Source organism: Arenibacter sp. S6351L (assembly GCF_023016025.1).
Classification (GTDB): Bacteria; Bacteroidota; Bacteroidia; order Flavobacteriales; family Flavobacteriaceae; genus Arenibacter; species Arenibacter algicola_B.
In genome coordinates, this window is record NZ_JALKBB010000053.1 from 1 (window position 1) to 11806 (window position 11806).

Consider the following 11806-nt stretch of genomic DNA (forward strand, 5'->3'; position numbering starts at 1 on the left):
AATTGCTCAAGATCTTCTTTTGTCTTTTTTGAATTTTCCATTGTAGTCATAATTTATAAAATTTTGAATTATGACACACTTAAATAAACAGTCTCACAAGTGGCTATAACCAATTATGTGCGACTTCTCAATCGCCCTGAAAAAAAGGCTCATGTCGAAGTGACTGCTGTGTCCCTCGCTGGCGCGTGCGTCACGCTCGTGCCCTAAAAGTCTACTTCTCTATATAATTTTATTTTGCAATACTTCATAAAACCATTTATCTGCCTAGTGGCAGGTTCAAAGTTGAATGTTTATAGTCTAATATCTAGAATCTAACGTCAAGCATCTACAGTCTAGAACCTAACATCTAGCATCTATCATCTCAAACCAACATCTAAAATTTCACATTAATAGTCGCATAAATGGCACAGTCATTGCTTATTTTTGACGGATAAAGAAAGACATGCAATCAATAAAAAAGACCCTTTTAATACTGTTGTTGCCGTTGCTGGCATTCACGGTGGCCCATAAATTTTACATAAGTGTAACCAGTGTTGAATACTCTGAAAAGGACATGGCACTGCAGATTACGACCAGGGTATTTATAGATGATTTTGAAAAGGTGTTACAGGAGAGGTATGGCGTTAAGGGCAATTTGGCCACCAAAGAGGAGTCTGCCATGGCAGATACCTATATAGAGAAATATTTGAGGACAAAATTTATTATTGAAATCAACGGTAAGCAGGTAGACTTTAATTTTTTGGGAAAAGAATATGATAACGATATTATGATCTGTTATCTGGAAGTTCCGAAAATCGATATTAGCGCTTCCACATCCATTGGCGTGCAGAACGAGGTGTTGATGGATATTTTTGAGGAACAAAAGAATGTGGTGCATTTTAAACTCGGGAACCAAAAAAAGAGCTTTGTTCTTATCCGCGAGAATAATAAAGGAATGTTAAACTTAAAGTAATTAATAACAATGTATCATATAATTGTTAAATTCCCGCGCTAAAAAAATAATTCAAATATGAGGAGAATGAAACATGTTTTTGCTTCACTATTGTTCCTGATTGCGGCACTTGCTGTAGCCCAGGAAGAAGTAAGGACCGAACTGGAGCCCGGACACATTAATCAGAATAAATTTAAGCAGCTTTATGAAGAGTTTGCGACCCCAAACACCTATAGGTCGGCCTCAGGGGCACCGGGACCGGATTATTATCAGCAACAGGCAGATTATAAGATGGATATTGAGCTTGATGATAAAAATGCCAAAATTTATGGTTCCGAAACTATAACCTATACCAATAACTCACCGGATGACCTTACATTTTTATGGGTACAATTGGATCAGAACGTACGTTCCAAAACTTCCAAATCGCCCTTGCGCGATGATGAGGGTGTGCCAGTGGCGGAGCCCGTGGCCAAGTTTGCTGCTAAATATATGACGGAGCCTTTTGATGGTGGATTCAATATAGAATATGTTAGGGATGCCAACGGTAAAGCCTTGCCCTACACTATAAACCAGACCATGATGCGAATAGACCTTCCCCAAGTTTTAAAAAGTAAGGGACAGGTTTCTTTTTCCATAAAATGGTGGTACAATATTCCAGACCATACCGTAAATAGGGCTCGTTCTGGATATGAATATTTTCCAAAGGATGGTAATAGAGCTTATGTTATAGCTCAATTCTTTCCAAGAATGGCCGTCTATAGTGATATAGAAGGATGGCAGAACCATCAGTTCTGGGGCAGTGGGGAATTTGCCCTTCCGTTTGGGAATTACGAGGTTAATATTACCGTTCCTGCAGATCATATTTTGGATGGTACCGGAGAGCTTCAGAATATGAAGGAGGTATTTTCCAAGGAAATGATAAGTAGATATGAAAAGGCAAAGAAATCTTATGACAAACCTGTTATCATTGTGAGTCAGGCCGAAGCCGAAGAGGCCGAAAAAGGATTTTCTGAAAAGAAGAAAACTTGGAAGCTAAAGGCAGAAAATGTAAGGGATTTTGGTTTTGCTACTTCGCGTAAATTTATTTACGATATGCAGGCAGTGAAAATAGGTAATAGGGATGTTATGGCCATTTCCATGTATCCAAAAGAAGGCAATCCGTTATGGGAAGAGTATTCCACTAAAGCGGTAGCCCATACCTTGCGCTCCTATTCCGCTCATACTTTTGATTATCCCTACCCTAAGGCAATATCTGTCCACGCCAAGAATCAGGGAATGGAATACCCTATGATCTGCTGGAACTACGGGAGGCCCAACGAAGATGGTACCTACTCTGATAGGGTGAAATACGGCATGATATCCGTAATTATCCATGAAGTGGGACACAACTTTTTCCCTATGATCGTTAATTCCGATGAGCGTCAATGGGGTTGGATGGATGAAGGTCTGGATACCTTTATGCAATATATGGCCGAGCAGGAATTTGGGGTAGCCTATCCCGAGGCCATTGCGCCTAATAGCAAATACCCATCCGGGAGGGGGGAGCCTACCAAGATAATACCCTATATGTCCGGGGATCAAAGTACCATAGCACCTATTATGTCCAATCCGGAGAATGTATATCAATTGGGCAATAATGCCTATGCAAAACCTGCTACCGCATTAAATATTCTTAGGGAAACGGTAATGGGAAGGGAGCTCTTCGATCATGCCTTTAAGACCTATGCCCAACGATGGATGTTTAAACATCCGTCCCCGGAAGATTTCTTTAGGACCATGGAAGATGCTTCGGCCGTAGATTTGGATTGGTATTGGAGAAGTTGGTTCTATACTACCGATTATGTGGATATTGGGGTAAAGGGAGTGAAAAAATATTATGTTTCCGACAAGCCTTCCAAACAAATGAGGGAAATAATGGCGGCAAGGAATATTAAGGAAGAGGATCTGCCTCCCTTGGTTTATTTGGAGGAGGAAGAATCGGAAGATGCCGACGCCAAATTAAAAGGAAAGGCGCCATCAGAAAATTCCAAAACTTTAAAAGAGTTTATGATGGACAATATGTCCGTGGCCGAGAGAAATGCCATCAAGGAGCCCAAATATTTTTACGAGGTTACTTTTAATAAGCCCGGAGGTATTCCTATGCCTTTGATAGTAGAGTATACCTACGCGGATGGTTCCAAGGAAAATGTTACCTACCCGCCGGAAATATGGAGAAAAAATGACCAGGAAGTAAAAAGGGTCGTTGCTTCGGGCAAGGAGTTGGTAGGAATTGAAGTGGATCCAAAAGCCGAAACGGCGGATATAGATACCACCAATAATTCGTGGCCAACCAAAGAGGTTAAATCCGACTTCGAGCTTTTTAAAGAGAATTTAAAAGGGAAATAATTTTTTTGCGAATCGCAGACCTAATATAGAATTAGCATCATATTTAATACCGTTGCTTGAATCTAATTAAAGCCCCGATACCGGATTGCCTAACGGCCTAACTGGTATCGGGGTTTTGTTTTTGTGCGTTATTCTTCTGCGGACCTATCCTTAGAAAGTGCCTTATTATCTCGGAATTAACGGATATAGGGCTTGTTATCAATGATTTAAAACTAATTTTGGCTTTATTTTATAAGGTTCAGGTGCCCTGAAAAAAGTTAACCATATTTTTTATGCAGCTGTCAAACTTCTCATTATATTTGTGTTATGTTAAGTACGATAATTCTATTTATTAGCGGAGGAGAAATCTTTTTTATCATGTTTATCGTGGTAATGGTTTTTGGCGCCGACAAAATTCCTGGTATAGCCAAGGGATTGGGAAAGGGCATGCGACAACTGAAAGATGCCACGGAGGATATCAAGCAAGAGATTCAGAAGAGTGCCGAGAAGCAGGGTATAGATACCAGCTTTGCAGACGACATCAAGAGCGAAATCAATAAAGTGAAGAAGAACGTTGATGAGGTAACCGGCGTTGTCAAAAGAAAGTAGTATGCTGGACCAACTGTTACAGTGGGACCGGGATGCTTTTATTTATCTAAACAGTTTGGGCATCGAAAACCATGATGTCTTTTGGTCTACCATAACTAATTTCTCTACTTGGATTCCCTTATTTATTTTGTTTATAGTTCTTGTTTTTAGGTCCTACCCTAAAAAAGAAGCGTTTTGGGTTCTTGGTACTACACTTGTTACCTTGACCGTCGTAGCGGCACTTACAGGAATCACCAAAGAATTGGTGGCACGTCTTCGCCCAAGCAATACAGAGGAAATCAACACTTTGATCCGAATACTTAAAAGCCCCTCAGGCTATAGTTTTTTTTCGGGCCATGCCTCAAGTTCATTTAGTATTACCACCGTCTTCTTCCTATTTCTTAAGGATAAATTTAAATGGAGCTGGCTCTTTTTTATATGGCCCCTATTATTTGCTTTAAGTCGCATTTATGTTGGCGTACATTATCCTTTGGATTTGATCGTAGGTGCCTTGGTTGGAATTCTTTTTGCGATTTTTTTCTACCGCTTGTACAATAAGGTTGGAAGGGCAAAGTAAAGTGTTTGGACCCCTCCCCCAAGGGGAGAGGATGTTATTAGTTATACCTTAAGATTTGTTGGTTTAAAAATTATTCCCCCTCATTGCTTGTGCTGCTTTTTTGTAGTTTCAAACCTATTTCCCCCTCCTTGGGAGAGCCTGTCCCGCCTTTTGAGCGGGAGGGTTAGGGGGAGGTGGCAACTATCATAACACCCTACTAAGTGTTAGTCCGTCCCTAATTGGCAATAATACCGTTTCTACCCTAGGATCGTCCCTCAACTTTTTATTGTAATCCATCAAAATTTTGGTAGCCTTGTCCTTTGGGTCCAAAGGTTCCATAACCTTCCCGGACCACAGTACATTATCCGATAGAATTACGCTACCGGGACGACATTTTTTTAAGGCAGCCTCATAGTAGTGGTCGTAACTTACCTTTTCGGCATCAATAAAAACCATATCAAAAACTACGTCCAGCTGAGGTATTATCTCCAGTGCATCACCTGTATGCTGCACAATTTGAGGCCCATAACCACTTTCGTTAAAATACCGTCTTTGCATGGCGTGGAGTTCTTCATTGATATCAATAGTGTGCAATGTACCCTCCTTTTGCAGGCCTTCGGCAAGGCATATGGCGGAGTAGCCGGTGTAGGTACCTATTTCCAAAATATTTTTCGGAGCGCATATCTTGGATAAAAGGCTCAATACCCTACCTTGAAAATGCCCGGTAATCATCCTGGGTTGAATTACCTTTAAATGGGTCTCCCGCGTCAGCCTTTGGAGCAATTCGGGTTCCGATTGTGAGTGGTCGGCAATATATTGTTCCAATATGGAAGATAAAAAATGCATGAGTTTTACTTTGTATATTTAAACCTTCAAATATAATAATCATGCAGGAATTTACCGTAAGAACGGCCACATTGGACGATTTAAAAATACTGTTGTCCTTTGAACAGGAAATTATACGTGCAGAAAGACCTTTTGACGAAACCTTGGATAAGGATCCGATCAGTTATTATGACCTTAGGCAACTGCTATTGTCCGATGAGGCCGAGGTGATGGTGGCAGAGCTGGATTCAAGGATAGTAGGTTCCGGTTATGCATTAATACGGGATGCAAAACCCTATTTGGACCATAAAAAATACACCTATCTTGGCTTTATGTATACCGATGGGGATCAACGTGGCAAGGGAGTTAATAAGGCAATCGTGGATGCTTTGGTGCATTGGTCAAAATCTAAGGGTATCCATGAAATTAGGCTTACGGTGTACAATGAAAATGCCCCTGCCATTAGGGCCTATGAGAAAGTGGGCTTTAAAAAGCATATTTTGGAAATGAGGGTACATGTTGACTGATCAAATTATAGATGTACCAATTACCACTTCTAGCCGTAAATTGTATTTTTACATAAAAATTAGGATATGGAATTTAAAAATTCGTTAGTGTTTGCCCAACAATTGGACGCGGTTGATCCCCTTCGGAAATACCGTGACGAATTCCATTTTCCCAAGGTAAAGGGCAAGGATGTTATTTATTTCACCGGAAATTCCCTAGGATTACAGCCTAAACGCAGCCAAAAGTTTGTAGACGACATAATGAAGGATTGGAAGGACTTGGCCGTGGAAGGTCATTTCCATGCCGAAAAGCCTTGGTGGGATTATCATGAGAGGTTGGCAGCGCCCTTGGCGAAAGTGGTAGGTGCCAAAACTCCGGAAGTATCTGTAATGAATACCCTGACCGTTAACCTTCACATGCTCATGGTCTCTTTTTACAGGCCTACCCAAAAAAGATTTAAGATTATTTGTGAGGAAAAGGCATTTCCTTCAGATCAATATATGTTGAACAGTCAGGTTGAATTTCATGGTTTTGATCCCAAAATGGCCATTGTTGAAGTTAAGAAAAGAACGGGCGAAAATTTTTGGCATACCCAGGATGTTATTGATAAAATTAATGAAGTGGGAGATGAACTGGCTCTTGTCCTCATTGGAGGCGTTAATTACTACAATGGTCAGGTCTTTAATATGGAGGCCATAACCAAGGTGGCTAAGGCCCAAGGAGCATTCGTAGGATGGGATTTGGCCCATGCAGTGGGAAATGTTGGTCTAAATCTGCACGATTGGGGGGTGGATTTTGCCGCTTGGTGCAGTTATAAATATATGAACAGTGGTCCTGGGAACGCTTCCGGGATTTTTGTACATGAGAAATATCTAAATAACAACGAGATCCCTAGATTTGAAGGCTGGTGGGGAACAAAGAAGGAAACCAGGTTTTTAATGAAGCCAGAGTTTGAACCTATGGAAAATGCGGATGCATGGCAGGTAAGTAATCCTCCAGTGCTGTCCCTAGCTCCTTACCTGGCCTCTTTGGAAATGTTCGATGAGGTGGGTATGGAGACCCTGATTTCCAAAAGAAAGCTCATTGTGGCCTATTTGGAATTTATTCTCCAAGAGATAGATAAGGAGACCGATGGATCTTTTGAAATTATTACCCCAAAGGACAGGGGCTGTCAACTTTCCGTGTTTTTGCACGGTCAGGGGAAGGATTTGTTCAACTATCTAATGGAAAATGGAGTTATAACGGATTGGCGGGAGCCCAACGTAATTCGATTGGCACCTGCACCTTTTTATTGTTCATTTGCGGATATGTACAACTTTGGTCAAATCCTTAAGTCGGGAATCCGGGCAAAGGGCTAATCTAAGCATGCACTATCCCTGATATTTTTCTTTTTAATTGCTAAATTTCCGGCCTCAAACCTAAATGTGTTATAACTGCCGAACCCTTTATGAAGTCACTTCGTCTTATTCTTTCCAACCCTAGATATTTTGGTCCTTCCTGGGTATTTGCAAGTATAAATATATTGTTTGGTACCTGGGCCATTTACATCCCCTCGGTCAAGGAAAAATTGGGTATCAATAAGGCCGATTTGGGAATCGCGCTATTTTTCCTGTCTTTGGGTGTGTTTATCGTCTTTCCCGTGGCTGCCAAAATCATTGATAAATTAGGGGTAGGCAAGGCTACCTGGTACGGAATAATTTTCAGTAGTGTAGCGGCTTTGTTCCCTTTGTTGGCGCCCAATTACTATTCTTTAATGGGCGGGCTTTTTTTATTGGGGGCCGGCAACGGATTTACCGATATAGCCATGAATACCTTGGTTACCGAAATTGAAAAGGAAGACCGGCAAAATTTTATGTCGGCTTCCCATGGCTTTTTTAGCTTGGGCGGGGTAATTGCCGGACTGGGCAGTTTTCTGATATTTACGATCAATAATCCGGCATTACATATGCTCTATGCCGTTATTTTGGTACTCGTGGTAAATTTTATATTCCATAAGCACTATAGCCATATTGTAGCGGCCCCGGTTGAAAAGGAGCCTTTTAGCCTCAAATTATTTAAACCGCTCTTGGTTCTTGGAATTATTTCCTTTGTAGTAATGGGGGGTGAAGGGGCTATTGTGGATTGGAGCGGATTGTTTCTGCAGGAAATAAGTATGGCCCCTGAAACATTGATAGGTACCGGTTTTTTGGCATTTTCCGTAATGATGACCTTGGGAAGGTTCTTGGGAGACAGTATTAGTGCTGCCATAGGTCCCATTAAAATAGTGGCCTTGGGAGCATCTATAGCCATTGTAGGTTTTGTCTTTGTTCTTACCACTTATACCTATATGGCCATTGTAGGATTTGCATTTATAGGACTTGGCTTTTCGGTAATTGTTCCGGAGCTCTTTAGGATAGGGGGAACGGTCAAGGGTGTGGATTCTTCCCAAGGGGTGTCCTTTATAGCCGGTACGGGTTATGCCGGTTTCTTAATTGGTCCGGTAGTGCTGGGATTTGTAGCTGAAAGTTATTCCCTCAAGTATACCTTTGTAATTCTAATGGTATGTACTATTATAGTGCTTGCAGCCACTTTAGGGTTGCATAGGAGGGGCAGATAATTGCCGGACCAAATCTTATGGGGTTTTTGAAGTGACTTTAATGTTGGTAAAATATAACTTAAAACTGCCGTCTTCATTTTGGTGCATCTCGGCAATTTTTAGGCCGTTGATATCCGCATAATTTTCCCAAGTGGTGATTAGGGAAGGCTCTGGTTGATTTGATCTTCTAAATACCCATTCCTTTATCATATAATCGTTGCCAAAATAAAAATCATAGGCATCACCCGGAGTATAGCCTCCTTCGTTTCCATAAACAATGGTCAGTTTTTGCATTGGGTTTTTGCTGATAGGGGCAGGCACGTCACTTTTGTGGTCGTAGGTGATATTGTTTTTGTCCCAAGCCAGATTAAATGGAGCCATCAACCAATATTTGTCGTTAATAAATCCACCGTTTATTTTTGTGGCCGTACTGTCCATTGTTTTACGATTATAAGAAATGGTATCTCCTTTGTTGATGGATACAATATCGTTGGTCATGGTATTCCACACCCAGCTGCGCTCGGAATGGCTGTCAGGACGATCCACATTGAATGTAAAAGCAATTTCCTTTACATTTCGGAATTGATCGAATCCATGTGCATTGGCTACCTTGTCCAAAATGGAAAGTTCCATTTTTGGAGCGGCTTCTTCTGTTTTTTTATCCGTTTTACAACCAGTTAGGATTAGCGAGAAGCAAAAAACGGCTAGTACTGATTTTTTCATGTTTGGTTTTTATCAAAGATAATAGGTTTTTGGCAAAATTCTTATTCTTGCCCAAATACATTATGGGTACAACTTGAAATAAGGGTGCTTATGGTTTTGTTTTACCAATTATAACAGGTTCGCCCATTAGCGATCATTGGGTGCTTTAAAATTGTAATTTGGAAATATGAGGGGTGTTGTTTTTGTGCCAATTGAATTGAAAGACCTATCAAATAATTTAGCTGCCATAATTCCCAATAAATTCATTATTTTTGAAACTTAATAAGAAATCAAAAAATGAGTTCAAAAAAAGGAAAGATACAAGAGGCAATAGACGAAAAATTGCTTGGCGAAAGAAAAGTATTTCTATGGGGAATGGTAGATGATGATACCGCTAAGCATGTAATCGATCGTTTGTTGTATTTGGATATGCAAAACAACAAAGAAATTCAATTGTACATAAATAGTCCTGGAGGTTATGTTACTTCTGGTTTTGCCATGTACGATACCATTAAAGCGTTAAAGAGTCCGGTATCTACCATTTGCTCCGGTTTGGCAGCCTCTATGGGGTCCATTTTATTATCGGTAGGGGAGAAGGGTAGACGTTTTATACAGCCACATGCGCAAGTGATGATACATCAACCAAGCGGTGGTGCCAGGGGACAGGCTTCCAATATAGAGATTCAGGCAAAGGAGATAATTAAGACACGTGAACTCAGTGCTAAAATATTGGCAGAGAATTGCGGTCAGGATTTTGAAAAGGTAATGAAGGATTTTGACAGGGATTATTGGATGAACGCTGAAGAGTCCATTGCCTATGGAATTGTAGACGGAATATTGGAATAACCGCTCTTAGTTTGTTTAAATTATATTTTAGTACGAATTATACAGAAAAGGAAAAGTCCTTCGCAAACTTAATGTGAAGGACTTTTTTATATATGGACGCCTAAGCGGTATGTGTTTTATATACGAGAGGAACCTAGTGTTTGGATGTTCAGGAAAGAAATTTTTTTAAAAAAAGAGATGTTTTGTAGATCCAAGGTTCGGTTCTTTGCCTATATGTAGGCATTAATGGCATTTTGTGATGTTATTGCCCCTTTTTTATAGAAGTTACTTTATTTTATTACATTTATTACTTTAACATTTACTTTTCCCTATATACATCAGTATGACACAAACTCCTAAAAAGATTGCTATTATCGGTTCAGGATTGGTTGGATCCCTTTTGGCAATTTACCTTCGGAAGTTAGGCCACAAGATAACGGTTTACGATCGGAGACCAGATATCCGAAATGTTGAGTTTTCCGGAAGATCTATCAATTTAGCGATGAGCAATAGGGGTTGGACGGCTTTGAGGGAGGTGGGTATTGAAAATGAAGTAAAGGAAATTGCCATTCCATTGGATAAACGCGCCATTCATGTTGAGGGCCAACCAGAGTATTACCAAAAATATGGAAAGGAAGGAGAGGCCATCTGGTCTATTTCTCGGGGCATATTGAATCGGAGAATGATCGATCTGGCCGAAGAGGCAGGGGTCGTTTTTCGTTTTGAGGAAAAGGTGTGGGATGTAAACCTTCCCGAAGGAAAAATATATACCGGCGCAACGGAGAAAGGGAAGTGGAAGGAATATCTTTACGATATTGTTTTTGGCTGTGATGGGGCATTTTCCCGAGTTAGGCACAAAATGCAACGTAGAAGTAGATTTAATTACTTTCAGGAGTTTATAGATGTTGGCTACAAAGAGCTCACCATACCGGCCAATGAGGATGGCACCCATAAATTGGACAAACATTCTTTTCATATTTGGCCAAGAGGGAAGTTCATGTTTATAGCCATGCCCAACATGGATGGTAGTTTTACATGTACCCTGTTCCTGCCCTTTGAAGGGGAGGTTTCTTTTGAGAAGATAAACACCAAGGAAGAGGCCAAACGCTTCTTTAACACCTATTTTCCAGATGTTACCCCGGTTATTGAAGACCTGACCACAGATTTTTTCAATAACCCCACCAGCGCTTTGGTGACGATTAAATGCTATCCTTGGACGTATTGGGACAAAGTGGCTTTGGTTGGCGATTCCGCCCATGCTATTGTGCCATTTTATGGGCAGGGCATGAATGCCGGTTTTGAGGATATATATGCCCTTAACAAGATTATTGCCAAATATGGAGACGATTGGGAACAAATTTTTAGTACCTATCAAACAGAACGTAAGCCCAATGCCGACGCCATAGCAGAGCTTAGTTATCGGAATTTTGTAGAAATGAGCAGTATGACTGCCGACCCCAATTTTATATTGCAGAAGAAGATTGAAAAGCGTTTTGCCAAAAAATATCCGGACAAATGGGTTCCAGCCTATTCGAGGGTTACCTTTTCAAATAAGCCCTATGTGGAAGCTTTGGCCAATGGGGATGCACAGGAAGAAATAATGAAGCAAATAATGCAAATTCCCAATATAGAAGAGATTTGGGAAAGTGAGGAGATAGACCAAAAGATTCTAAGTCTATTGAGCGAGAAAGAAAAGTACGAAGTATTGGAAAAACAAAAGCCATCTTTTTAAGATGGCTTTTGTTTTTTATTGGTTGTCCCGTCCTAAAATAAGTTGACACAAAATCGACTTATTTATGAAACATTCAAAGATTACAGGTAATAAGCGGACACAACGATTACAATCTAGGTTTTAAATTGGCCGTTATTTCCCAAGTTGAAAAAGGCGAAATGACCTATAAGCAGGCACAGAAGGCTTATGGCATTCAAG

11 protein-coding genes and 1 pseudogene are annotated in these 11806 nt (G+C 40.6%); 10 read left to right on the top strand and 2 right to left on the bottom strand.

Going from position 1 to position 11806, the window contains the following annotated elements; all coding sequences use genetic code 11:
- Nucleotides 1-442: 442 nt before the first annotated feature.
- From MWU82_RS23415 to MWU82_RS23430, 4 genes are all read left to right on the top strand, one after another.
- Nucleotides 443-952, top strand: a complete 510-nt coding sequence (locus tag MWU82_RS23415; protein WP_247098144.1) for a DUF6702 family protein — start codon at nucleotides 443-445, stop codon at nucleotides 950-952.
- 57 nt (nucleotides 953-1009) lie between these two features.
- Nucleotides 1010-3319 (top strand): M1 family metallopeptidase, encoded by a 2310-nt coding sequence (locus MWU82_RS23420; RefSeq protein WP_247098145.1) that lies wholly within the window; start codon nucleotides 1010-1012, stop codon nucleotides 3317-3319.
- 306 nt (nucleotides 3320-3625) lie between these two features.
- Entirely contained in the window at nucleotides 3626-3907 is a 282-nt protein-coding gene (locus MWU82_RS23425; RefSeq protein ID WP_215948675.1) for a twin-arginine translocase TatA/TatE family subunit, read from the top strand.
- A 1-nt stretch (nucleotide 3908) separates the two neighbouring features.
- Nucleotides 3909-4463, top strand: coding sequence for a phosphatase PAP2 family protein (locus MWU82_RS23430; RefSeq protein WP_247098146.1), 555 nt, complete (start codon nucleotides 3909-3911; stop codon nucleotides 4461-4463).
- A 183-nt stretch (nucleotides 4464-4646) separates the two neighbouring features.
- Here MWU82_RS23430 and MWU82_RS23435 read toward each other — a convergent pair whose 3' ends face one another.
- A complete protein-coding gene (locus tag MWU82_RS23435) occupies nucleotides 4647-5288 on the bottom strand; it encodes an O-methyltransferase (protein WP_247098147.1) in 642 nt (213 codons plus the stop codon).
- Between the two features lie 41 nt (nucleotides 5289-5329).
- Here MWU82_RS23435 and MWU82_RS23440 point away from each other — a divergent pair, with 41 nt between their 5' ends.
- The 3 genes from MWU82_RS23440 (at nucleotide 5330) to MWU82_RS23450 (ending at nucleotide 8370) form a co-directional block, all read left to right on the top strand.
- On the top strand, nucleotides 5330-5794 hold the full coding sequence (locus tag MWU82_RS23440; RefSeq protein WP_215948678.1) for a GNAT family N-acetyltransferase: 465 nt from the start codon (nucleotides 5330-5332) through the stop codon (nucleotides 5792-5794).
- 66 nt (nucleotides 5795-5860) lie between these two features.
- A complete protein-coding gene (gene kynU, locus MWU82_RS23445; RefSeq protein WP_215948679.1) occupies nucleotides 5861-7132 on the top strand; it encodes a kynureninase in 1272 nt (423 codons plus the stop codon).
- An 89-nt stretch (nucleotides 7133-7221) separates the two neighbouring features.
- Nucleotides 7222-8370, top strand: coding sequence for an MFS transporter (locus tag MWU82_RS23450; RefSeq protein WP_247098148.1), 1149 nt, complete (start codon nucleotides 7222-7224; stop codon nucleotides 8368-8370).
- Nucleotides 8371-8385: 15 nt separating this feature from the next.
- Here MWU82_RS23450 and MWU82_RS23455 read toward each other — a convergent pair whose 3' ends face one another.
- Nucleotides 8386-9072 carry a hypothetical protein gene (locus MWU82_RS23455; protein ID WP_247098149.1) on the bottom strand — a complete coding sequence of 229 codons (687 nt, stop codon included), beginning with the start codon at nucleotides 9070-9072 and terminating at the stop codon, nucleotides 8386-8388.
- A 276-nt stretch (nucleotides 9073-9348) separates the two neighbouring features.
- Between MWU82_RS23455 and MWU82_RS23460 the strand changes: the two genes are divergently transcribed.
- The 3 genes and pseudogenes from MWU82_RS23460 to MWU82_RS23470 all read left to right on the top strand — a co-directional run.
- Nucleotides 9349-9897 (top strand): ATP-dependent Clp protease proteolytic subunit, encoded by a 549-nt coding sequence (locus MWU82_RS23460; RefSeq protein WP_215948682.1) that lies wholly within the window; start codon nucleotides 9349-9351, stop codon nucleotides 9895-9897.
- A 322-nt stretch (nucleotides 9898-10219) separates the two neighbouring features.
- Nucleotides 10220-11608, top strand: a complete 1389-nt coding sequence (locus tag MWU82_RS23465) for an NAD(P)/FAD-dependent oxidoreductase (protein WP_247098150.1) — start codon at nucleotides 10220-10222, stop codon at nucleotides 11606-11608.
- Nucleotides 11609-11672: 64 nt separating this feature from the next.
- Nucleotides 11673-11806: pseudogene (locus MWU82_RS23470) on the top strand (IS3 family transposase); the annotation flags it as partial.